The 23,102-nt window shown below is 69.7% G+C and carries 16 protein-coding genes and 1 pseudogene; 11 read left to right on the top strand and 6 right to left on the bottom strand.

Translation table 11 applies throughout. The features are described from left to right. Nucleotides 1–67: 67 nt before the first annotated feature. From OG878_RS05720 to OG878_RS05710, 3 genes are all read right to left on the bottom strand, one after another. Entirely contained in the window at nt 68–766 is a 699-nt protein-coding gene (locus OG878_RS05720; RefSeq protein ID WP_328885750.1) for a GntR family transcriptional regulator, read from the bottom strand. Between the two features lie 190 nt (nt 767–956). After that, nucleotides 957–2,429 (bottom strand): Re/Si-specific NAD(P)(+) transhydrogenase subunit beta, encoded by a 1,473-nt coding sequence (gene pntB, locus OG878_RS05715; protein WP_328885749.1) that lies wholly within the window; start codon nt 2,427–2,429, stop codon nt 957–959. A gap of 6 nt (nt 2,430–2,435) precedes the next feature. Then, nucleotides 2,436–3,989, bottom strand: coding sequence for a Re/Si-specific NAD(P)(+) transhydrogenase subunit alpha (locus tag OG878_RS05710; protein WP_328885748.1), 1,554 nt, complete (start codon nt 3,987–3,989; stop codon nt 2,436–2,438). 414 nt (nt 3,990–4,403) lie between these two features. On the opposite strand from OG878_RS05710, the gene OG878_RS05705 reads away from it, so the two are divergent. Beyond that, entirely contained in the window at nt 4,404–5,378 is a 975-nt protein-coding gene (locus OG878_RS05705; RefSeq protein WP_328885747.1) for a 2-dehydropantoate 2-reductase, read from the top strand. Between the two features lie 202 nt (nt 5,379–5,580). After that, complete coding sequence (locus OG878_RS05700) at nt 5,581–6,516, top strand: LysR family transcriptional regulator (protein WP_328885746.1); 936 nt, start codon at nt 5,581–5,583, stop codon at nt 6,514–6,516. Nucleotides 6,517–6,562: 46 nt separating this feature from the next. Here the strand turns inward: OG878_RS05700 and OG878_RS05695 are convergent, their stop codons facing one another. Continuing rightward, a complete protein-coding gene (locus OG878_RS05695) occupies nt 6,563–8,152 on the bottom strand; it encodes a FadD7 family fatty acid--CoA ligase (RefSeq protein ID WP_328885745.1) in 1,590 nt (529 codons plus the stop codon). A gap of 302 nt (nt 8,153–8,454) precedes the next feature. Between OG878_RS05695 and oxc the strand changes: the two genes are divergently transcribed. Further along, a complete protein-coding gene (gene oxc / locus OG878_RS05690) occupies nt 8,455–10,206 on the top strand; it encodes an oxalyl-CoA decarboxylase (protein WP_328885744.1) in 1,752 nt (583 codons plus the stop codon). Nucleotides 10,207–10,297: 91 nt separating this feature from the next. Beyond that, a complete protein-coding gene (gene frc / locus OG878_RS05685; RefSeq protein ID WP_328885743.1) occupies nt 10,298–11,554 on the top strand; it encodes a formyl-CoA transferase in 1,257 nt (418 codons plus the stop codon). Nucleotides 11,555–11,618: 64 nt separating this feature from the next. Here frc and OG878_RS05680 read toward each other — a convergent pair whose 3' ends face one another. Continuing rightward, entirely contained in the window at nt 11,619–12,053 is a 435-nt protein-coding gene (locus tag OG878_RS05680) for a PAS domain S-box protein (protein WP_328885742.1), read from the bottom strand. Nucleotides 12,054–12,313: 260 nt separating this feature from the next. Here OG878_RS05680 and OG878_RS05675 point away from each other — a divergent pair. Beyond that, nucleotides 12,314–12,596 (top strand): annotated as a pseudogene (locus tag OG878_RS05675) (MFS transporter); the annotation flags it as partial. A 114-nt stretch (nt 12,597–12,710) separates the two neighbouring features. Here the strand turns inward: OG878_RS05675 and OG878_RS05670 are convergent. Continuing rightward, complete coding sequence (locus OG878_RS05670; protein ID WP_328885741.1) at nt 12,711–14,774, bottom strand: alpha-galactosidase; 2,064 nt, start codon at nt 14,772–14,774, stop codon at nt 12,711–12,713. Between the two features lie 73 nt (nt 14,775–14,847). Here OG878_RS05670 and OG878_RS05665 point away from each other — a divergent pair, with 73 nt between their 5' ends. From OG878_RS05665 to OG878_RS05640, 6 genes are all read left to right on the top strand, one after another. Further along, nucleotides 14,848–16,002 (top strand): ROK family transcriptional regulator, encoded by a 1,155-nt coding sequence (locus OG878_RS05665; protein ID WP_328885740.1) that lies wholly within the window; start codon nt 14,848–14,850, stop codon nt 16,000–16,002. A 45-nt stretch (nt 16,003–16,047) separates the two neighbouring features. Further along, nucleotides 16,048–17,316 (top strand): ABC transporter substrate-binding protein, encoded by a 1,269-nt coding sequence (locus OG878_RS05660; protein WP_328885739.1) that lies wholly within the window; start codon nt 16,048–16,050, stop codon nt 17,314–17,316. 5 nt (nt 17,317–17,321) lie between these two features. Continuing rightward, the gene (locus OG878_RS05655; protein ID WP_328885738.1) at nt 17,322–18,299 is read left to right on the top strand and encodes a carbohydrate ABC transporter permease; all 978 of its coding nucleotides are present in this window, start codon (nt 17,322–17,324) and stop codon (nt 18,297–18,299) included. Between the two features lie 4 nt (nt 18,300–18,303). Further along, nucleotides 18,304–19,143, top strand: a complete 840-nt coding sequence (locus OG878_RS05650; RefSeq protein ID WP_328885737.1) for a carbohydrate ABC transporter permease — start codon at nt 18,304–18,306, stop codon at nt 19,141–19,143. A 27-nt stretch (nt 19,144–19,170) separates the two neighbouring features. Beyond that, on the top strand, nt 19,171–20,502 hold the full coding sequence (locus OG878_RS05645; protein WP_328885736.1) for a glycoside hydrolase family 27 protein: 1,332 nt from the start codon (nt 19,171–19,173) through the stop codon (nt 20,500–20,502). A 72-nt stretch (nt 20,503–20,574) separates the two neighbouring features. After that, a complete protein-coding gene (locus tag OG878_RS05640; RefSeq protein ID WP_328885735.1) occupies nt 20,575–22,956 on the top strand; it encodes a glycosyl hydrolase family 95 catalytic domain-containing protein in 2,382 nt (793 codons plus the stop codon). Nucleotides 22,957–23,102: the final 146 nt, after the last annotated feature.

Genomic DNA, 23,102 nt, shown 5'->3' with positions numbered 1-23,102 from the left:
GACGCGGTCGGTGTGTGCCGTCGCGTGGCGCAGGCTCGCAGCACGGTGCGGCGAGCCTGCGCCATGTTCATGCCCGGACCCGGGACGCGGCCGTGAGCTGCCGGCAGTAGAAGTCGGTGGTCGTCCGGGTGTGCCGACGCATCAGTTCCTCGGCCTGTTCGGGGTCACCGGCCGCGATCCGGTCGATGATCTCTGCGTGTTCGTTCCACGCATCCTTGCCGCGCGGCCGGGCGATGGGCGTGTAGTACCAGCGCACTCGGCGATCGACCTGCCGGATCAGTTCGGCGAGGACGGGGTTGCGCGCGAGATCGGTGATGAAGCCGTGAAGTGCGGCGTTGGCCTCGACGATGCCGCGGGCGTCGTCCACCGCCAGCGCCGAGACCCCGGCCGCCTGCAGCTCCCACAGCCGCGCGATGTCGGGACCGGTCGCGTGTTGAGCAGCGCCGCGCGCCGAGTAGGTCTCCAGGATGGCGCGGACTCCGAGGAGCTGAGTGGCCTCCTCGACGGTCGGACGGTGCACGAACGCGCCCTGCCCGGGGCGCAGTTCCACCCATCCGTCCACCTGGAGGCGCAGCAGGGCCTCGCGTACGGGCTGACGGCTCACGCCGAGCTTCTCGGCGAGTTCGGCCTCGACGAGGTGGTGGCCCGGCGGGAGAACGCCGCCGACGACCAGCTCGAGCAGGGCGTCGTGGACGGCTTGACGCAGAGGTGCCGGCCGGACGACTGGTTTCGGCGGGGTGGTCGGGGAGGTGCGTGGCTCGCGCATGGGCCCCCTCGTGATGGCGGTGAGTGTGGTGCGAGAGAGTTCCTGGAGAGCATATAGGATGCTGTATGCAATTGTTCCTGCTGTGCTCTCCTGTGCTGGTGGCGGTGCGGAGCCTGGCGTGACAGCCACGCGCGAAGGGCGGCGTCCGTGGGCGTACCCCGGCCGCCGCCCTACACGCGGCTGATATGGGTCAGGCAGGAGCGGGCTGCTCCGCCGGCTGGGAGCCGGAGCCCGCGACCGCGTCCGCGTCGGTGGCCGTCAGTTCGCGCAGGATCGCCTCCACGCTCTGCTTGGCGTCGCCGAAGAGCATGCTGCTGTTCTCGCGGAAGAACAGCGGATTCTGCACTCCCGCGTACCCGGAGGCCATGGACCGCTTGAACACGATGACGTGCTCCGCCTCCCACACCCGCAGTACCGGCATTCCCGCGATGGGACTGGAGGGGTCGTCCTGCGCCGCCGGGTTGACGGTGTCGTTGGCGCCGATGACCAGGACGACCGAGGTGCCGGCGAAGTCGTCGTTGATCTCGTCCATCTCCAGGACGACGTCGTACGGAACCCGGGCCTCGGCCAGCAGGACGTTCATGTGACCCGGCAGCCGCCCCGCCACCGGGTGCACGCCGAAGCGCACCCGCGCGCCGCGCTCGCGCAGCCGGCGGGTCAGCTCCGCCACCGGGTGCTGCGCCTGGGCGACGGCCATGCCGTATCCCGGGGTGATGATCACTTGCGTGGCGCCGGCCAGAGCGGCCGCGGTGTCCTCGGCGCTGATCTCCCGGTGTTCGCCCTGCTCCTGCTCGCCGCTCGGGGCGGCCTCGATCCCGAAACCACCCGCGATAACGGAGAGGAAGGACCGGTTCATGGCCCGGCACATGATGTAGGAGAGGTAGGCGCCGGAGGATCCGACCAGTGCTCCGACCACGATGAGCAGGTTGTTGTCGAGCAGGAAGCCGGCCGCGGCGGCGGCCCAGCCCGAGTAGCTGTTGAGCATCGAGACCACGACGGGCATGTCGCCGCCGCCGATGGAGGCGACGAGATGCCAGCCGAGGGCGAGCGCGAGGACGGTGACGGCGATCATCAGGCCGAGGCCCGGGCTGGCGGTGAACCAAACGGTCAGCGCCACGAACGCGACCAGGGCGCCGACGTTGAGCAGGTTCTTTCCGGGCAGCGTCAGCGGCCGGGACTTGATCCGCGCCGACAGCTTCAGGAACGCGATCACGGAACCGGTGAAGGTGACCGCACCGATGAAGATGCCGATGAACACCTCAGCGTGATGAATGGCCAGGAGCGAGCCGGTCAGCCCGGCGGGTCCCGAGCCGCGCGCCTCGACCTCCAAGTAACTGTTCCAGCCGATCAGTACGGCGGCGAGCCCGACGAGGCTGTGCAGGACGGCGATCAGCTCGGGCATCTGGGTCATCTCGACCCGGCGGGCCCGCCAGAGGCCGATCGTGCCGCCGATCGCGCCCGCGACAGCGATCAGTGCGATCGAAAGCCCGGAGACGGAGCGTCCGGCGACGACGACGGTGGCGACGAGCGCCAACCCCATTCCCGCGACGCCGTAGGCGACACCCGCTCGCGCGGTGTGATGCTGCGAGAGTCCCGCCAGGCTGAAGACGAACAGCAGAGCGGCGACGATGTCAGCGGCCTGGGCCGCCGTGGATGCGTTCATCGAACCTCAGCCTTTCGAGAACATGCCGAGCATGCGACGGGTGACGGCGAACCCACCGAAGATGTTCACTGTGGTGAGCAGGATGGCCAGGAACGCCAACACGCTGATGGCGAGAGGCCGGTGGCCGATCTGAAGGAGTGCCCCGACCACCACGATCCCGGAGATCGCGTTGGTCACCGACATCAGCGGAGTGTGCAGGGCGTGGTGGACCTTGCCGATAACGTAGTAGCCGATGACCACGGCGAGTGCGAACACCGTAAAATTGGCCGCGAGTTGGGTGGGAGAAACGGCGATGAGCGCGAACAGTGCGAGCATCCCGAAGCCGATCAGCCCGTAGCGGCCGGCGGGCGACAGGCTGCGCGCCGGCTTCGGTTCCACCGGTGACATCGACGCGGCCTGCGCGTCAGCGGCCTGCTTGGGCATGGCCGAGACCGCGACGGGCGGTGGCGGCCACAGCGTCTCGCCGTCGCGCACCACGGTGACCGCCCGCTGCACGACGTCCTCCAGATCGAGGGTCAACCGCCCGTCCTTGTCCGGGGTGAGCAGCTTCAGCAGGTTCACCAGATTCGTGCCGTACAGCTGCGACGCCTGGGCGGGCAGCCGGCCGGCCAGGTCGGTGTAGCCGATGATGGTGACACCGTTCTCGGTCACGATCGCCCGGCCGTTCACCGTGCCCTCGACGTTGCCGCCCTGCGCCGCCGCCATGTCGACGATGACGCTGCCCGGCTTCATCGACGCCACCTGCTCGGCCGTGATCAGCCGCGGTGCGGGGCGCCCGGGGATCAGGGCCGTCGTGATGATGATGTCGACGTCCTTGGCCTGCTCGGTGTAGATCTCGGCGGCCCGCCGGTCGTATGCCTCGGATGTGGCCCGCGCGTAACCGTCTCCGGCCGACTCCTGCTCGACCTCGACGGGCAGGAACTCGCCTCCCAGGGACCGTACTTGGTCGGCGACCTCGCCGCGCGGGTCGGTGGCCCGCACCACCGCGCCGAGGCTGCCCGCGGCGCCGATGGCCGCGAGGCCCGCCACTCCGGCGCCGGCCACCAGGACCTTGGCGGGCGGCACCTTGCCGGCTGCGGTGACCTGGCCGGTGAAGAACCGTCCGAAGGCGTGGGCCGCCTCGATCACCGCACGGTAGCCGGCGATGTTGGCCATCGAACTGAGTACGTCCAGGGGCTGGGCCCGCGAGATACGGGGCGCGGCGTCCAGGGACAGGGCGGTCAGCTGCCTGTCCGCCAGTTGGTCGAGGAGTTCCGGGTGCTGCGCGGGGGCGAGCAGACCGATGACTGTCGACCCGTCGCGCAGCCGTCGAATCTCGTCGGGTGAGGGTGCGTTGACCTTGAGGACGACATCGGTCCGCCAGGCGTCGCCGAGGCAGGCGCCCGCCTCGGTGTACGCCGCGTCGGAGAATCCCGAGGCGGTTCCGGCCCCGGCCTCGACGACGATCTCGTAGCCGAGCCTGATCAGCCGTCGGACGCTGTCCGGGGTGGCCGCCACTCTGGTCTCTCCGGCGGTCGATTCGGCGACCACCCCGATGCGTTGTGGTGGTGACGCGGACATAGCTCTCCTTCTTGAGGGGGCCCTGCGGGTGCGGGTCCGGCGGGGCGGGGTGCCTGTATGGGGTGGGGCGGTGGAGACGGCCGTGACGGGTGTCGTGGTGTGGTCTGCCCACTGGCGATGCGTGGGATGCCGCCGCCGGTCGGACTCGGCCGTGACGTGCCTGAGTGGTGGGCGCGAAGGGGTGGGCGCGCAGGGGAGGGGAGGGAGGGGACGCCGCGTGAGTGTCGCGCAGCATATTGCATGCAGTTTTTGCGGCGCCAGAGGGCGGGGCTTGCCGGGGCGGGTCCGACTGGGGGCGGATCGGACTGGGCTGAATGGTCGCGACCGTACGGATTCGGGCGTGATGGGTGTACAGGAGGCCGACGATCTGCATACAGTATGCAATCAGTCAGCTTCCTCCCGAGAGGAGACGCCGTGAAGATTGCCGTCCTGGGAGCCGGCGCGATCGGAGCCTTCGTCGGAGCGGCCCTGCACCGGGGTGGTGCCGATGTCCACCTGATCGCCCGCGGCCCGCATCTGCAGGCCATCCGCGAGCGCGGGGTCCGGATCAACAGCCCGCGCGGAGACTTCGTCGCCTACCCGCACGCCACCGACGACCCCACCGAGATCGGACCCGTGGACTATGTGTTCCTCGGACTGAAAGCGCACTCCTACCCCGGCAGCGGCCCCCTGATCGAGCCGCTGTTGGGCGAGCACACCGCCGTCGTCGCCGGACAGAACGGCATCCCGTGGTGGTACTTCCACCGGCTCGGCGGCCCTTACGAGGGGCGACGGATCGAGGCGGTGGACCCGGGCGGTGCGACCAGCAAGGTCCTCGCGCCGGAGCGGGCCGTGGGCTGCGTGGTCTACCCCGCCACCGTCATCGAGGCACCCGGCGTGATCCGCCACATCGAAGGCACCCGCTTCTCCATCGGCGAACCCGGCGGCGGGATTTCCGAGCGCTGCACCGCGCTGAGCGAGGCGATGGTCGCGGGCGGTCTCAAGTGCCCCGTGGAGCCGAACCTCCGGGACGACATCTGGATCAAGCTGATGGGCAATGTGGCCTTCAACCCGATCAGCGCGCTCACCCGCGCCACCATGGTGGAGATCTGCCGGAACCCGCCGACGCGACGCCTGGTGGCACGGCTCATGGAGGAGACACTGGACATCGCGGCCCGGGTCGGCAGCACGCCGGACATCTCCATCGAGAAGCGGCTGCGGGGCGCGGAGGGTGTCGGCGACCACAAGACGTCGATGCTCCAGGACCTGGAAGCGGGCAAGCAGTTGGAACTCGACGCCATCGTGACCGCGGTGGTGGAGATGGCCGACATCACGGGCGCCGAAGCACCTGCTCTGCGCGCCGTGCACGCGGCCACCGGCCTGCTGGCGCGCAGCACCGGCACGGGGTGAGGACCGGCCCGGCCCCCGCAATCACGAGTGGGGGCCGGGCCTTTCCTTGGTGGAGGTGCGATCTGTTGTGCGGGCCACTCCCCGGCGGGGCTCGGACCGGACCGCCGGGGTAGGGTCGGGCGACCGCGTCACCGCAGGTGAGGTGGGCCTGGTCCGGGCGGGGACGCGGGGCATCGTGCCGGTGACGAAGCAGGAGGCGAGCATGCTCTTCCGTCAACTGGAGTACTTCGTGGCGGTGGCCCGGGAGAGGCACTTCGCGCGGGCTGCCGAGGCCTGCTTCGTCTCGCAGCCCGCACTGTCGGCGTCGATCGCCAAACTGGAGCGGGAACTCAACGTCACGCTGATCAACCGCGGCCACAAGTACCAAGGGCTGACGCCCGAAGGGGAGCGGCTGGTCGTCTGGGCCAAGCGGATCCTCGCCGAGCAGGAGGCGTTCAAGGCGGAGGTGGCCGCGGTTCAGTCGGGCATCACCGGGACGCTGCGGCTCGGCGCGGAGCCGACGTCGTCGACGACGCTCGCGCTGCCGGTGACGGCGTTCTGCGCCGAACACCCGCTGGCCAAGGTACAGGTGCGCTCCCGGTTGTCCACCACGGAGCTCATCCGGCAACTGCGTGCCTTCGAACTCGACGCCGCCATCGCCCACTTCGGTCCCGAGGACCGGGACGGACTGCAGGTGACGCCGCTGTACGAGGAGCGGTACATGCTGCTCGCCCCGGCCGACCAGCCGCTGCCCCAGGCCGCCAGCCTGACCTGGGCGGAGGCGTCCCAGCTGCCGCTCGCGCTGCTCACCCCGGACATGCGGATCCGCCAGGTCATCGACGCCGCGTTCTCCCGCAGCGGCGTCACCGTCACGCCGCAGGTGGAGACCGACTCGGTGGCCACCCTATATGCGAACGTGGGCGCGGGCGCCTGCACCAGCATCGTCCCGCACACCTGGCTGCGGGCCCTGCCGGTCACCGGACGGATGCGGGCGCTGCGGCTGGTCGAACCGGACGCGAGGGCGCTCATCTCGGTCGCCATCCACGACGCGACACCGGGTTCGCTCGCGGCCCGCGCGTTCATGACGGCGGCGTCCTCGTTGTCGCTGGACGCGTTCTTCGACCGGCCGCTGCCGGTGCCCGAACCGCTGGGCCGCTGAGCCGAGTCGGGTCCGGCCGGCCGGTGCGCCGCGAGTCAGGCCCAGGTCACCCGGCGTACCGCCACCGGACCGCCCGCCGGTCCAGCGCCCCCTTCGCCGTGTACGGCAGTGCCGCGGTGATCCGGATGCGGTCGGGCACCTCGCCCGGGGCCAGCCGGTCCCGGCAGTACCTGACGATCTCCGCGGGTTCCGCGTCCTCCCCCTCGCGCAGCACCACCGCCGCACCCACCCGGTGCCCGTACCGCTCGTCCGGCACCCCGAACACGGCGGCCTCGGCGACGGCCGGACAGCCGCACAGCACGTCCTCGATGTACTCGGGGCAGACCTGACGGCCCGCCCGGCTGATCAGGTTCCCGATCCGGCCGCGCAGGAACAGGTCACCGTCGGCGTCCAGATGTCCCAGATCCCCGGTGCGCAGCCAGCCCCCGCCGAAACCGTGCGCCGTCGCCACCGGGTCGGCGAGATAGCCCCGGGCCACGCCGGGGCCGCGCACCCATACCTCGCCCTGCATCCCGGGCGGGCAGACCCGCCCCGCCGCGTCGACGACCTGGATCCGTGTCCCCGTCGGCCGTCCCACCGAGCCATGCTTGGACCCTCCCGGCAGCGACAGCGGTTCACTGCTCGCCTGATGCGCGGCCTCCGTCATGCCGTACGCCGACAGCAGCGGCACCCCGAAAGTGCGCTCCAGGGCCCGCTGGGTGGCGGTGTTCAGCAGAGCGCTGGAACTGCGGGCGAAGCGCAGCGGGGGCACGAGTGGCGCGGGATGTTCGATGGCCGAGCGATCGAGCAGGACCTCATGGATGGCGGGCACCGCGGTGAACCAGGTGGCCCGCGCCGCCCGCATGTCGTCCCAGAACGTGTCGGCCGAGAAGCGCCCCGAGGCCGGGAGCAGGACGCAGCCGCCGCCGGCGAGTGTGGCGAGCAGTGCCGCGAACAGGCCGTGTGTGTGGAAGAACGGCATGACTGCCACCGTGGCGTCCCGCGGCCCCAGTTCGTACGTCGCGCACAGGATGCGTACCGATGCAGCGACGTTCCCGTGCGTCAGCGGCACCATGCGGGGCCGGTCCGTGGTGCCCGCAGTGCACAGGACCAGGGCGTCGTCCGGGTCCAGGTGCGGCGGGGGCGCCCCCTGCACCCCGTACGGACGGAGTGGTGCGCGCGTCGTGTCGAGCGTGACCGACGGGACGCCGCCGGGCACGACCCGTACCCGTGTGGGCCAGGCCGCGGTCCCCGCGACCGACTCGGGCCCGCTCAGCACCACCCGCGCCCCGAACGCAGCGATTCGCGCCGCCAGTTGACCGGACGGCAGCGTCGGGTCCAACGGCGCGACGACCGCGCCGGCCCGGGCCGTGCCCAGGAGGGCCACGACGAACTCGGCAGTATTGGCGCCGACCAGGGCCACCATGTCGCCGCGCCGCACCCCGGCGGCCGTCAGCCGGCGGGCGAGGTCGTCGGCGAGCGTGGCGAGATGCGCGTAGGACAGTTCGGCCCGCTCCGCGCCGACGACCAGGGCCCGTGCGTGCGGACGGGCCCGCAGCGGGCGGGACAGCAGATCGACGAGACCGGTGAGCGCGGGAGGACGGAAGCGGTCCGCCGCATGCACGGACGCCGTGGCTGCTGGGGTCGCCGTGGCCATCACCGCACCTCCTCACGCCGGTGGAGAGCCTGTTCCTGAGGCGAAGCACTCGAAATTCCGAGGCGAAGCACTCGAAGCGGTCGACAGCGAGCGTGCGGGGCGCGCTCCATGAGCGTCCAATACGCACCGGCGAACAACTTATAGCGGCTGGTTATCACCGCAGGTGTCACGGGCCGTTCCCGCCCCTGATAGACGCTGGTTATCAGCTGGTCGCTGTCAGGTCTTGGACGGGGCGCGGGGGGCTTGCGGAAGGTGGATCCACCAGCCGCACAGCATCACTTGCCCAAGGAGGACCTCGGACCATGACCGCCCCCTCATCACAGGAGACAGCGGCGAACGCCGACGCACCGGCCGAGCTCACCGACGGGTACCACCTGGTCGTCGACGCCCTGAAGCTGAACGACGTCGAGACCATCTACGGCGTGGTCGGCATCCCGATCACGGACCTGGCCCGGCTCGCCCAGGCCGAGGGCATCCGCTACATCGGCTTCCGTCACGAGAGCAACGCGGCGCACGCCGCCGCGGCGGCCGGCTACCTCACCAAGAAGCCCGGCATCTGCCTCACGGTGTCCGCGCCGGGGTTCCTCAACGGACTTGTCGGTCTGGCCAACGCCACCACCAACTGCTTCCCCATGGTGCAGATCTCCGGATCCAGCGAGCGCCACCTCGTCGACCTCAAGCAGGGCGACTACGAGGAGATGGACCAGCTGGCCGCGGCCCAGCAGTTCTGCAAGGCCGCATACCGCATCAGCCGCGTGGAGGACATCGGCCGGGGTATCGCCCGCGCGCTGCGCACCGCCGTCTCCGGCCGGCCGGGAGGTGTCTATCTGGACATCCCGGCTGCCGTGCTCGGCTCCATCATGGACAAGGCGGAGGGCGACAAGACCCTCAGTCGGCTCGTCGACCCCTCCCCGCGCCAGCTTCCCGGGCCCGAAGCGGTGGACCGCGCCATCGAACTCCTCGCCGGCGCCGAGCGGCCGCTGGTGGTTCTCGGCAAGGGCGCCGCCTACGCGCAATGCGACGAGCGCATCCGGGAGTTCGTCGAGTCGACCGGCATTCCCTACGTACCGATGTCGATGGCCAAGGGCCTGCTGCCCGACGACCACCCGCAGTCGGTGGCGACCGCCCGTTCGCTGGCGCTGAAGAAGGCCGACGTCGTGATGCTCGTCGGCGCCCGCCTCAACTGGCTGCTCGGGCACGGGCAGGCGCCGCAGTGGAACCCCGATGCGAAGTTCATCCAGGTCGACATCGAGCCGAGGGAGCTGGACAGCAACCAGCCGATCGCGGCGCCCCTCGTCGGCGACGTCGAGTCCGTGCTCGAAGCGCTCGCCGAGCGGGCCAAGCCGGGCCAGATCTCCGCGCCCACCGCCTGGCGCGAGGAGCTCGCGGCGCGGTCCGCGCAGAACGTCGAGAAGATGGCGGGACGTCTCGCGGCAGACCCGCACCCGATGCAGTTCATGGGTGCCCTGCGTGCCGTGCGCGACGTGCTCCGCGACAACCAGCACGCCTACCTCGTCAACGAAGGCGCCAATGCCCTCGACATCGCACGCAACGTCATCGACATGCACGTACCGCGCCATCGCCTGGACGTCGGCACCTGGGGCGTGATGGGCATCGGCATGGGCTACGCCATCGCCGCCGCCGTGGAGACCGGGCAGCCGGTGATCGCCGTCGAGGGCGACAGCGCCTTCGGGTTCAGCGGCATGGAGCTGGAGACGATCTGCCGCTACCAACTCCCCGTCACCACCGTGATCATGAACAACGGCGGTGTGTACCGCGGCAACGACGCCAACCCCTCGGGTGACGCCCCGGCTCCCACCACCTTGATGGCGGCCGCCCGGCACGACCTGATGATCGAGGCGTTCGGCGGCAAGGGCTATCGCGCCACCACCCCCGCCGAGGTCACCTCGGCGCTCACCGAGTCGCTCGCCGCGGGCGGCCCCGCCCTGATCGACTGCGCCATCGACCCGGGCGCGGGCACGGAGAGCGGCCACATCGCGCACCTCAACCCCAAGGGCATCACCGGCGGCAACATCGCGCCGTCGAAGAAGTGACCTGCCCGTCAAGCCACCCTCGCATCGCCTCTCAACACCCTCATGGAGGCGCGGCGTTCGCCGCGCCTCCTCTCACGCGAAGGATGCAGACATGAGTGACCAGCCGCTCGCAGGCATTAAAGTGATCGACTTCACCGGGGTCCAGGCGGGCCCTGCCTGTACGCAGATGCTCGCCTGGTTCGGCGCCGATGTCATCAAGGTCGAGCGCATCAACGGCGGCGACGTGACCCGCCAGCAGCTGCGCGACATCCCGGACCTCGACGCCCTGTACTTCACCATGCTCAACTCCAACAAGCGTTCCCTGGCCATCAACACCAAGACGGCCGAGGGCAAGGAGGTCATGGAGAAGCTGATCCGCGAGTCCGACATCCTCGTCGAGAACTTCGCACCCGGCGCGATGGACCGGATGGGCCTCGGCTGGGACTACATCCACGCGTTGAACCCGCGCCTCATCTTCGGTTCGGTCAAGGGCTTCAACGAGGCCTCCAAGTGGAGTGACCTGAAGACCTACGAGAACGTCGCCCAGGCCGCCGGCGGCGCCGCCTCCACCACCGGCTTCTGGGACGGCCCGCCCACCATCTCCGGCGCCGCCCTCGGCGACTCCAACACCGGGATGCACCTGATGATCGGCCTGCTCACGGCGATCATCCAGCGCAACCAGACGGGGTTCGGCCAGAAGGTCTCCGTCTCCATGCAGGACGCCTGCCTCAACCTCACCCGCGTCAAGCTGCGCGACCAGCAGCGCCTGGAGAAGGTCGGCTACCTGGAGGAGTACCCGCAGTACCCGCACGGCGAGTTCGGCGACGCCGTGCCGCGCGGCGGCAACGCGGGCGGCGGCGGCCAGCCCGGCTGGATCCTGAAGTGCAAGGGCTGGGAGACCGACCCCAACGCCTACATCTACTTCACGGTCCAGGAGCAGAACTGGAAGCGCACGGCCGAGGCCATCGGCCACCCGGAGTGGGCCGACGACCCGGCGTACAGCACCACCCGGGCCCGCCAGCCGCACATCATGGACATCTTCGGCGAAATAGAGAAGTGGCTCGCCGACAAGACCAAGTACGAAGCCGTCGACATCCTGCGCGAGTGGGAGGTGCCGTGCGCCCCGGTCCTTTCGATGAAGGAGCTCGCCGAGGACCCCGACATGCGCAAGAGCGGCACCATCGTCGAGGTGGAGCAGAAGGAGCGCGGCACCTACCTGACGGTGGGCAGCCCGGTGAAGTTCTCCGCGTTCCAGCCGGACATCAAGGGTGCGCCGCTCCTCGGTGAGCACACCGACGAGGTCCTCGCGGACCTGGGCTACGACGCGGACGCCATCCGCAAGCTGCACGAGGGCTCGATCGTCGCCTGACAACCACCCAGGAGGGCAGGCAACTTGGGGTTGCCTGCCCTCCTCGCTGTGTCGGGTGCGTGCTTCAGACGCCGGCGGTCGCCTCGGCGAGCCGACGGTGCAGCTCCCTCTGCTCGGCGCGGCGCGCGGTCACATCACGCACGACCGCGCCGACGTACCCGGCGCCGCCGTCCGGATCCGGCAGCAGGCACACGCTGAACTCGATCGACAGCTTCGTCCCGTCGGCCTTGAGCGCGGGCACATTCAGCAGATCGCTCGCGCCGTAGCGGGTGGTGCCCCGAGCCACTGCCGCGTGGAAGCCGTCCCAGTGCGGGCGCCGGTTCCGCTCGGGGATGATCACGTCCAGGCTCTCCCCGGCCACCTCGCTCTCCTTCCACCCGAAGATCCGCTCCGATCCGCTGTTCCAGAACCGGATGCGTCCCTCGCCGTCCACGATGATGATGCCGTCGGGTGCGTGGACGGTCATGTTCGCGAGCAATTCGGTCTGCGTGACGGTCATGGCTCCTCCGGGTGGCGCGGTGCGGGTGGTGTACGACCCGGAGGCTAGCATACTGAATACAATCTACGGATCAGGGCGACGATCTCTCGGTACTCGCCGATGAAGGGGCGAGGGCCGCGCGATCAGGGCGAGTACGTCGAGCAGAACGAAGACCAGGCGGACCGCGTCCTGAACCTTCCTGTCCGAGCGTCGTCGGTCTTTGTCCATCGACGCATCCGCCGCCAGGCGGCGAGGGTGGATGGGTGAGCGAACGGCAACGAATGCCGAGCGGGCTTGTCGCGCCGGCACTCGGTGGATTCGGTATCGTCTGACCGAGTTCCTGATCGCCGGGCTGCTGCCGCAGGTGGCGGCGAGTTTCGCGGTGTCCGAGGCGGCGGCGGGCCGGCTGATCTCCGGGTACGCGCTCAGTGTCGCGGTCGGGGCGATCGCCCTGACCGCGGCGACAGCGCGGCTGCCGCGCAAGGGGATCCTGGTCGCCTTGTTCGTCATCGGCAACCTCCTGTCCGCCGTCGCGCGAACTATCCGGTGATGCTGCTCGGGCGGTGGGAGCGGCGTCCGCATGACCGGAACCCCCGCCGCGCAGGTCGGACACCTCCTCGAGCTGTCCGGCCCGCGCTTTGCCGCCACGGTCTGCCGCGTCCCGTCCCCCGCCCGCCGTCACCGCCGCGTCAGCCGGAGCACCGCACTCGGCCGTTCCCCCGCCGGCAGCCGCAGCGGCAGACCATGCGTGAGCAGGGTCGCCGCGTGGTGTTCGGTGCCGGTGGCGTCGTCGACGTAGACGTCCGTGGGGGAGAGGCCGGCCAGGCGCAGATCGCGGTCCCGGCCCCAGGCGATCACCACGACCCGGTCGCCCGCGTGGTACTGCACGGCGTCGTCGAGCCGGAACTGCTCGCCGAACTGAACTACCGGACGTATCTCCTTGTAGACGCCCACCATTTCGCGGGCCTCGGTGAGTTCGGCCTCGGTCCAGCGGGAGAGGTCGCCGCCGATGCCGAGGGCTCCGGCCATCGCGATGTGGAAGCGGTGGGAGAGGGGCGTGATGCGTGCGGTGTGCGGGTTGGGGCTGTCGGTGACCCAGGCGGACATGGTGCGAGCCGGGTAGATCTGGCTGTAGCCGTGCTGGATGGCGATCCGGTCATCGGCGTCGGTGTTGTCGGAGATCCAGGTCTGGTCGGTGCGGGCCAGCATGCCGAGGTCGGCACGGCCGCCGCCGCCCGCGCAGCCCTCGATGCGCAGGTCCGGGTGGGCGCGGCGCAGCCGGTCGAGCACCGAGTAGACACCCCGTGTGTGGTCGGTCCACAGGCGTTCGGCGTCGGGGTGACCGGGCCAGCCCGCCTCCGTGAACGCCCGGTTCATGTCCCACTTGAGGTAGTCGATCGCGTATGTACTGACGAGCCCATCGAGCCACTTGAAGGCCCACTCGGTGACATCGGTGCGCGCGAAATTCAGGACGAGCTGGTGGCGGAGTTCGGTGCGGCGGCGGTGCGGCATGTGCAGCACCCAGTCGGGGTGCTCGCGGTACAGGTCACTGTCCGGGTTGGTCATCTCCGGCTCCACCCACAGGCCGAAGCCCATCCCGAGCTGCCGGATCTCCTCGACCAGTGGGCCGAGCCCGTGCGGGAACCGCTCGGGGTTCGGGTGCCAGTCGCCGAGTCCGGCCCGGTCGCTGGTGCGCTGCCCGAACCAGCCGTCGTCCACGACGAAGAGCTCGGCACCGAGATCTGCGGCGCGCACTGCCAGGGCACGCTGGCCCTCCGGGGTGACGTCCCAGCCGGTCGCTTCCCAGCTGTTGTAGATCACGGGGCGCACCTCGTCGGGGCACGGCAGCACGTGCGCGGCGACGTACCGGTGCCAGCCGCGGCTCGTCGCGCCGAATCCGCCACGGCTGAACTGGCCGGCGAACACCGGGGTTTCGTGACTCTCGCCGGGCAGAAGCCGCCACGTCAGGCCGTCGTGCCCGGCGCCGCCGGTGACGGTGAACGGGCCGCCGGTGTGGTCGCGCTGTGCGGTGATCCGCCAACTGCCCGACCAGGCGAGCACCATGCTCCACACCTCCCCGTGGCTCTCGTCCGCGCCGCCCGCGTCGACCATCAGCCAGGGGTTCCCGTAGTGCCCCGAGACACCACGCCGGCTGGTGAACACCGTCTCGGCGTACGGGGCTTCGGTGCGCCGCAGCTGTGTCTCGCCCGACCACTCGCCGACCGTGTGGCTCAGCCGCACGCCCGACACGGCGGGCACGGACCAGCTGGCGGCGTCGCAGCGCAGGATCTCGATGGGCGCGTCGGCCGATTCGGCGGTGCCCAGGTGCCGCAACGTCAGGGAGCGTTCGACGACGTCGCTGTCCTCGTGGACCGCGTAGTGCAGCGTGCAGCCGAGCGGGTGATGGTGGTCGCGGAGTCGTACGTGGAGGCGGCCCTCGGCTATGTCATGGCCCTCGTAGGCCCACTCGACGCCGCGCGCCCCGTCCGCGTACCGCACGAGCAGTGCCGGCACCCCGAAACGGGCGCCGCCCTCAACCGCAAGTTCCTCACCGCCTGTCGAGGCGAAGCTGCTGGTCACTCCGTCGTGCGTGGGCAGGGCTGCGGCCTGGCCGAGCGTGAGTGGCGCGCCCCAGTGCACATGCCGTGGGTTGTCGTCCGCGTCGATGCGCAGCGCGTACGAGGAGGCAGGGGTTGTGAGCAGGAACGTGCGAGTGGGCTCGTCGAAGGACACCTGAGACATGAGCCGGAGCCTAGATCCGAACTGCTCGAATTTAAATATTGACGAAGGAAATTATTGCCCCTACGTTTCCCTCATGTTGCTGAACCGAGCGAAGCTGCTCGCGTCTCCGGCGGCCAACACGGTGTTCACGACAGTGCTCACACGTGGCCCGGTCGTCCGCCCGGAGATCGCCCGGATCACCGGTCTCTCCTCCGCCGCCGTCACCAAAGCGGTCAAACCGATGATCGAAGCCGGATATCTGGAAGAACTGCCGCAAGGCCCCCGGGTCGTCGAGGGCGCGGGCCGTCCCGCACACCCCCTCGCGGTCCGTGCCGACCGGGAGTTCTTCCTGGGTGTCAAAGCCACGGCCGACGAACTCATCGGTGTCGTCACCGACCTGAGGGCACAGGTCCTGGCCGCCCACCGCATACCGGTGACCGACCGGTCCGTCGAGCAGGTCGTCCGGGGGATCGCCGCGCTCGTCGCGGAGTTGACCCCCGCCCACGCCGAGCGGACCCATCACATCGGGGTGTCCGTGTCCGGTGACGTGGACCGGCCGGGCGGCGCCGTGCGCTACTCACCGTTCCTCGGCTGGCGCGATGTCCCGCTGGCCGAACTGGTCGGCGCGGCCACGGGGTTGACGGTCACCGTCGAGAACGATGTCAAGGCGCTGACCGTCGCCGAGCAGTGGTTCGGCGAGGGGGTGGGCGCCGACTCCTTCGCCCTTGCCACGGTCGGCGTCGGCATCGGCTGCGCGCTCGTCGTCAATGGCCGTCTGGTGGCCGGGGGTTACGGCGTGGCGGGCGAGATCGGCCACATCCCGGTGGCCGCCGGGGACGGACCCGCGTGTCACTGCGGCTCCCGCGGCTGCGTTGAGGCGATCGCCTGCGAGGAGGCCATCGTCGCCCGGGCCCGCCGCGCGACGGGTGAGCCGGACCTTGACATGGCCGCGGCGATCGACCGCGCCCACGGCGGGGACGCCGCCGTGCGCGCCGTGTTCGACGAGGCGGGCAAGGCCATCGGACTCGGCCTCGCCGCCATGGTCAACCTGGTCGGCCCCGAGCGGGTCGTCGTCTCCGGCGAGGGCGTGGCCGCGTACGACCTCTTCGAGGAGCAGATCCGCGCCGCCTTCACCACCCAGGCCTTCGGGGCCGCCGCCCGCTGCCCGCTCGTCGTGCGCCCCCTCCCTTGGGAGGAATGGGCGCGCGGGGCCGCCGCCGTCAGCATCCAGTCACTCTTCGCCGCCTGAGCGCCCCAACCCGTGTACATCTCCCTCCCCGAGAAGGACCCTGTCATGACCGCCAGCTCAGCCCTGTCCCGCCGGGGTTTCCTCGGCACGTCCCTGCTGTTCGTCGCGGGTGCCGCCGTCGCGTGCTCCAGCAACCCGCAGGAGACGGCGTCCGCGAAGGGTGCCAAGGTCACGCTCACGCAGTGGTACCACCAGTACGGAGAGGAGGGCACGCAGGCCGCGGTGAAGCGGTACGCCGAGGAGTTCACCAAGGCCAACCCGGACATCGCGATCAACGTGGTGTGGGGCGCCGATGTCTCCCAGTACGAGACCAAACTGAACGCCGCACTCCTCGGCGCCGACGCTCCCGACATCTTCGAACTCGGCGACTTCCGCGCCGAGATGGCCCGCAAGGGACAGCTCGAACCCCTCGACGACGTGTACGGATCCGCCAAGGACGGCTTCAGCAAGGCGGACCTCGACTACCTCACCGTCGACGGCAAGCTGTACGGCATCAAGACCATCGACGACATCATGGTGCTGTACTACCGCAAGTCGATGCTGAAGAAGGCCGGCGTCACCCCGCCCACCACCTTCGCCGAACTTGCCGACGCCGCGAAGAAGTTGACGTCCGGCGGAGTGAAGGGCCTCTTCATTGGCAACGACGGCATCGGCGACAGCCCCTACCTGCTCGCCTGGTCCCAGGGCGTCGACCTCATCGACGGGAACAAGGTCGTCTACGCCGACGCCGCCAAGTCCATCGGCGGCCTGCGCGACCTGCACTCAGACAAGTCGGTGCTGCTGGGCTTCACCACCGACTGGTACGACCCGGGGGCGATCAACCAAGGCGCCACCGCCATGCAGTGGTGCGGCCTGTGGGCGCTGCCCGCCGTCGAGAAGGCCCTCGGTGACGACTTCGGCGTGGTGCCCTGGCCCGCGTACGACTCCACAGGCAAGCCCGTCGCCCGGCTCGGCGGCTGGACGCAGGCCGTCCACTCCAAGAGCAAGCACATCGCCGAGGCCAAGAAGTACCTTCACTGGCTGTGGATCAAGCAGGCCGACATCCAGATCGACTGGGCTGTCAAGTACGGCTTCCATGTTCCGCCGCAGACCGAAGTCGCGGCGAGGACACCAGAGTTGAGCAAGGGTGCCGCCAAGGACGCCGCCACGATCGCAGCGACGAACGGCATCTCCTTCCCCGCCGAGTGGACGCAGGCCATGCAGGCCGGGTTCATCGCCGCGGCTGCCGACATCGCCAAGGGATCCGCGCCGGAGAAGACCCTGAAGAAGGCCCAGTCCAAGGCGCAGTCAGACCTCGACAAGCAGATGGGCTGACCGTCATGACCGCCACCGGCACCGCGCCCCTGCGCAAGAGTGCCGCCCGGCCGGCGCCCGCCACGGCGCCTCGCCGCCGGCGGCTGACCGAGCGACGCTCGAAGGCCCTCGCCTTCGTCGTCCTCACCGCGCCGATGCTGATCGGGCTCGGCGTCTTCCGCTACGTCGCCATCGGCTGGAGCTTTCTGCTCAGCTTCAGCGAGGCCCGCCGCACCATCTCCCTCGGGAACTGGGTGGGTCTCGACAACTACCAGGAGCTCCTGGGCGACGAGCGGTTCCGCGACTCGCTCACGATGATCGTGCTGTTCACGGCGCTCATCGTGCCGCTCACCTTCGCCGCGTCGCTGGGCCTCGCCGTCCTGGTCAACCGGGTGCGGCGCGGCCGGGCCTTCTTCCGCACGGCCTTCCTGCTGCCCGCCGCTGTCAGTTACGTCGCCGCCGCGATGATCTGGAAGATGGCCCTGTTCAGCGGCGTACCGTCGGGCCTCGCGAACACTCTCGGCGCGCTGTTCGGCGCCGACCCGACTCCCTGGATCCAGACGCAGAGCCCGCCTCTGTACTGGATCGTGCTGGTCACGCTGCGGCTGTGGCTCCAAGTCGGCCTGTACATGATCCTGTTCATCGCCGGGCTCCAGTCCATCCCGCAGCACCTTTACGAAGCCGCAGCCCTCGACGGCGCCGGCGCCTGGCGCACCTTCCGCAGCATCACCTTCCCCATGCTGCGCAACACGTCGGTCGCGATCCTGCTGCTGATGCTCATCGCCGCGCTCCAGGCCTTCGACGAGTTCTACGCGATCTTCTCCACGGGCGCGTCGCTCGGCAGCGAACCCGTACGCACCCCACTCATGCACCTGTACGGCGTCGCCCTCCAGGACCAGGACTACGGCGTCGGCTCCGCCGGAGCCTTCCTGCTCACCCTTCTGATCGTACTGGTCACGCTCCTCCAGGGCCGGATCCTCGGGTTCGCCCGCGACAAGGACTGAACCCATGAACCGTTACCGAGGGAGCGTGCTGGGCTCCGTCGCCACGTACCTGGTGCTGTGCCTGCTGGCTGTCGTCTTCCTGATCCCGTTCTACGTCCTGCTGCGCAACGCGTTCATGACGACGCCGGAGGTCACCGCCACCGACTGGCACTGGCTGCCGTCCTCGCTGAGCTGGGACAATTTCACCGCCCTGTTCGACAACCCGGAGCGGCCGTTCGGCCGGTCGCTGGTCAACTCGCTGCTGATCGCCCTGATTTCGGCGCCGGTGTCGACGCTGCTCGCTTCGATGGCCGGGTATGCGCTGGCCCGCATCGACGTGCCGGGGCGCGCGGTCGTCCTCTCGCTCATCGTCGGCACGCTGATGATCCCGCAGGCCGTCACGTTCCTGCCGACGTTCGTCGTGGTCGGTTCCATGGGCGGCGTCAACACGATGTGGGGACTGATCGCGCCGGGCCTGTTCAACGCGTTCGCGGTCGTCCTCTTCCGCAGCTTCTACCTGTCCTTCCCCGCCGAGATCGAGGAGGCGGGCCGCCTGGACGGCCTGAGCCATCTCGGTGTCTACGGGCGGATCATCCTGCCCAACTCCGTCACGATGATCGCCTCGCTCGGGGCGCTGTCCTTCATCGAGGCGTGGAACTCCTTCCTGTGGCCGCTGATGATCGGCCAGGACCCGAACAGCTGGACCGTGCAGATCGCCCTCTCCAGCTTCCTCACCTCCCAGACCGTCAACCTGCCCGAGCTGTTCGCGGGCACGGCCGTGGCGATCCTCCCGCTCGTGATCATGTTCCTGGTCGCCCAGCGCCACATCGTCCAGGGCATCGCGATGTCCGGTCTCAAGTCCTGAACTCCCTTCCTTCTGGAGGTATTGCCCGTGACCAGATCGTTCCGGCGTGCGGCGCTCACCGCCGCCTGCGCACTGCCCCTCACCCTCGCCCTGCCGTCCGCCACCGCCGAGGCCAAGACCCCTTACGTCAAGCCGTTCATGGGCTGGAGCAGTTGGAGCGTGGAGTCATCCTCGCGTGACGGCTACGGCACGCACTGGCTGAACGAGGGCAACATCAAGAACGCCGCCGACTCCCTCAGCAGCAAGCTCTCCTCGGCCGGCTACAAGAACCTGAACATCGACGCCGGCTGGAACTTCGACTACGACTGGAACTTCCACACCGACGCCAACGGCATCCCCGACGCCGACAAGGACCGCTTCCCCAGCGGCATGCCGACCCTCTCCGACTACGTCCACGGCAAGGGTCTCAACCTCGGCCTGTACGGCGCCGCCGGTCTGGAGAAGGAGGTGTACGACAAGAACGCGCCGATCCTCGGCACAGACTGTCATGCGCAGGACATCGCGGTGAAGCCGCTGACGCCGACCAACAAGTGGGGCGGCAACTGGAAGATCGACTACAGCAACCCGTGTGCCCAGGACTACATCGACTCCATCGTCGCCCGCTACGCCTCCTGGGGCGTCGACTTCATCAAGATCGACGGCGTGACAGTCGACAACGTCGCCGACATGAAGGCCTGGTCCACCGCCATCGACCACAGCGGCCGCAAGATGTGGCTGACCGCGAGCGCCTGGCCCGTCGACATCGCCGCGGCCGACGGCCTGAAGCCGTATGCGAACGGTGTGCGGGTCGACACCGACGTCGAGTGTTACTGCGAGACCACCAGCAGCTGGACCAGCTCCGTCGACGACCGCTGGAGCGACCTGCCCAAATGGCTCGGCAAGGTGGACGCCCCGCATTACCTGGCCGACCTCGACTCCATGCCGATCAACAACAACACCGGCAGCGGCCTCCAGGACGGCATCGACGACACCGAACGGCAGAGCGTCATGACCTTCTGGTCGATGGCGTCGTCCCCGCTGTACGTCGGCGGTGACATCTGGTTCCTCGACGACAAGGCCAAGGCCATCCTCACCAACCCTGAGGTCATCGCGGTCGACCAGGCCTCCGTCCTGCCCCGGCAGCTCGCCTCCGGTGACACCCAGGTGTGGACGAAGCGCGTCGGCGACGACACGTACCTCGCGGTCTACAACCTCGGCTCCTCGGCCACCGACATCACCGTGAACTTCAAGGACCTCGGCCTGCGCGGCCCGCAGCACCTGCGTGACGTCGTCGCGCGCCAGGACCTCGGCACCGTAAAGCAGACATGGACCGCCTCGTCCGTGCCCGCCCACGGCTCCCGGCTGATCAAGCTGTCGTAGGCCCCTCAGTCGTCTCCCGGCGAGGTCCCGCTGCGTGCGTCGGACCTCGCCGGTCCACGGAAGGACCCGCACATGAGCAACGCACCGTCCCGTCGTACCTTTCTCGGCCTCGGAACCGGCTTCGGCGCCGCCCTCGCGCTGAACGCCCTGCCCGCCTTCACCGCCCACGCCGCGCCGAACCGCCCCACCACCTCCCCGCTCGTCCCCGCCGACGATGCCACCACCCTCTGGTACCCCGAGCCCGCCGACGAGGACCTCCTCATCGAGCAGGGCCTGCCGCTGGGCAACGGCCGCATCGGCGCCCTCGTCGGCGGCGACCCCGCCCGCGAACTGCTCCACGTGACCGACGCCTCCCTGTGGACCGGCGGAGCCAATACGACCCTCGACAGCGACGGCCAATTCCCCTACGGTCGCGATGACTTCGGCAGCTTCACTCTCCTCGCCCGGGCCGTCCTGACCCTGCCGGGACACGACCGCGCCGCCGTACGCGATTACCGGCGCACCCTCGACCTCAGCAACGGCCTGGTCACCACGGCGTACACCAAGGGCAAGGTGCGCTACCTCCGGGAGATGTTCGTCTCCGCCCCGGACGACGCCCTCGTCATCCGACTCAGCCAGAGCGGCGGCGGTACCCTCACCGGAAGCCTCGTCCTGTCCGGCACCCACGGCGAGACAACCACCCCGGACACCGCCCGCCGCCTCGCCTCCTTCACTGCCGCCTTCGCCAACGGTCTGCGGTACGCGGCCAGCGTCACCGCCACCGCGGGCGCGGGCGGCGGAACCGTGACCGCCACCGGATCCCGGGTCACCTTCACCGACTGCACCGAGGTCGTGGTCGTGATCAGCGGCGGTACCGACTACGCCCCCGACCACGCCACCGGCTACCGCGACCTGGACGCCGACCCGCTGCGCCTCGCCCAGTCCAAGGTTCTTGCGGCGGCGGCCAGTTCGGGTGAAGCGCTGCGTGACACCCACGTCGGCGACTACCGGTTCCGTTACGACCGGCTCACACTCGACCTCGGTTCGTCCACCGCACGGCAGCGCAGGCTCGACACCTGGTCCCGGCTCACGGCGCGCGCCGCCGACGGGTCCGCCCCCGATCCCGAACTCGAGGCCAGCTACCTGCAGTTCGGGCGCTACCTGACCATCTGCGGCTCACGTGACGGGCTCCCCATGGGCCTGCAAGGGCTGTGGCTGGAGGGCAACACGCCGGACTGGATGGGCGACTACCACACCGACGTCAACCTTCAGATGAACTACTGGTTCCCCGACCGGGCCGGACTCGGCGAGACCTTCACCGCGTTCGCCGAGTACTGCCTCGCCCAGCTGCCTGCCTGGAACAAGGTCACCCAGGAGCAGTTCCAGGACTCCCGGAACCGTTACCGCAACACCTCGGGCAAGGTCGCCGGCTGGACCGTCGCGTTCTCCACGAATCCGTACGGTGGCCTGGGCTGGTGGTGGCACCCGGCGGGCAATGCCTGGCTGTGCGAATCCCTCTACGAGCACTACGAGTTCACGCAGGATTCCGCGTACCTTGCCCGCATCCACCCCCTCCTGAAGGGCGCCTGCGAGTTCTGGCAGGCACGTCTGGTCACCACGACGGTGGACGGTCGCGAGGTGCTGATCGACGACCACGACTGGTCGCCCGAGCACGGCCCACAGGACGCCCGCGGCATCACGTACACCCAGGAACTCCTGTGGTCCCTCTTCGGCCACTACGAGCAGGCGTGCCGCACCCTCGGCCGCGACACCGGCCACGCCGCGACCGTCGCGGATCTGCGCGAGCGCCTCCACCTGCCTCGGGTCAGCGCCAAGACCGGCTGGCTGGAGGAGTGGATGAGCGAGGACAACCTGGGTGAGACCACCCACCGGCATCTCTCCCCGCTCATCAACCTGTTCCCCGGCGATCGCATCCGCCCGGACGCCGACGACCCGGACACACTGAAGGGCGCGACCGCGCTCCTCACCGCCCGCGGCATGGAGAGCTACGGCTGGGCGTGCGCCTGGCGTGCGGCGTGCTGGGCACGGCTCAAGGACGCCGACAAGGCCTACCGGCTGCTCCTGACGAATCTGCGGCCGTGGGCGGGCGGCAACACCGGCACCGCCATGAACTTCTTCGACATGTACCGGGTCTCCGACACCCGCGCGATCTTCCAGATCGACGCCAACCTGGGCACTCCCGCAGCCATGCTGGAAATGCTCGTCTACTCCCGCCCCGGCCACATCGAACTGCTCCCGGCACTTCCCGACGCATGGGCGGCGTCCGGTTCGATCGCGGGCGCGGGAGCGCGCGGTGGCTTCACCGTGGACGTGGCCTGGGAGCGGGGCCGGGTACGCCGGGCCACGCTGCACAGCGTCGGCGGCCGAGAGGTCACCGTCACCGCGGGCGGCCGCAGCACGACCGTGACCCTCGAGCCCGGTGAGTCGGTGGCGCTGACGGAGCTCGTGGACTGAGCAGCCGTATACGGATGTCGGACGCGGGGCCTCCGCCCTCATCGGGCGCCCCGCTCCGTGCCGTGTCTCTTCCGAGGCCGAGTGTGTCTTCCGAACGACGAGAGGAACGGAGACAGTGCCGATGTCATCCAACAAGCAACATGTAG

This window comes from Streptomyces sp. NBC_00316, from assembly GCF_036158715.1.
Lineage (GTDB): Bacteria > Actinomycetota > Actinomycetes > Streptomycetales > Streptomycetaceae > Streptomyces.
The sequence above is the reverse complement of the archived record's forward strand: the minus strand, read 5'-3'. Positions and strand labels throughout refer to the sequence as shown.

Coding starts and splice junctions, on each gene's coding strand:
- OG878_RS05720 (WP_328885750.1), bottom strand. CDS start 766: ATGCGCGAGCCACGCACCTCCCCGACCACCCCGCCGAAACCAGTCGTC.
- pntB (WP_328885749.1), bottom strand. CDS start 2,429: ATGAACGCATCCACGGCGGCCCAGGCCGCTGACATCGTCGCCGCTCTG.
- OG878_RS05710 (WP_328885748.1), bottom strand. CDS start 3,989: ATGTCCGCGTCACCACCACAACGCATCGGGGTGGTCGCCGAATCGACC.
- OG878_RS05700 (WP_328885746.1), top strand. CDS start 5,581: ATGCTCTTCCGTCAACTGGAGTACTTCGTGGCGGTGGCCCGGGAGAGG.
- OG878_RS05695 (WP_328885745.1), bottom strand. CDS start 8,152: ATGGCCACGGCGACCCCAGCAGCCACGGCGTCCGTGCATGCGGCGGAC.
- oxc (WP_328885744.1), top strand. CDS start 8,455: ATGACCGCCCCCTCATCACAGGAGACAGCGGCGAACGCCGACGCACCG.
- frc (WP_328885743.1), top strand. CDS start 10,298: ATGAGTGACCAGCCGCTCGCAGGCATTAAAGTGATCGACTTCACCGGG.
- OG878_RS05680 (WP_328885742.1), bottom strand. CDS start 12,053: ATGACCGTCACGCAGACCGAATTGCTCGCGAACATGACCGTCCACGCA.
- OG878_RS05670 (WP_328885741.1), bottom strand. CDS start 14,774: ATGTCTCAGGTGTCCTTCGACGAGCCCACTCGCACGTTCCTGCTCACA.
- OG878_RS05665 (WP_328885740.1), top strand. CDS start 14,848: ATGTTGCTGAACCGAGCGAAGCTGCTCGCGTCTCCGGCGGCCAACACG.
- OG878_RS05660 (WP_328885739.1), top strand. CDS start 16,048: ATGACCGCCAGCTCAGCCCTGTCCCGCCGGGGTTTCCTCGGCACGTCC.
- OG878_RS05655 (WP_328885738.1), top strand. CDS start 17,322: ATGACCGCCACCGGCACCGCGCCCCTGCGCAAGAGTGCCGCCCGGCCG.
- OG878_RS05650 (WP_328885737.1), top strand. CDS start 18,304: ATGAACCGTTACCGAGGGAGCGTGCTGGGCTCCGTCGCCACGTACCTG.
- OG878_RS05640 (WP_328885735.1), top strand. CDS start 20,575: ATGAGCAACGCACCGTCCCGTCGTACCTTTCTCGGCCTCGGAACCGGC.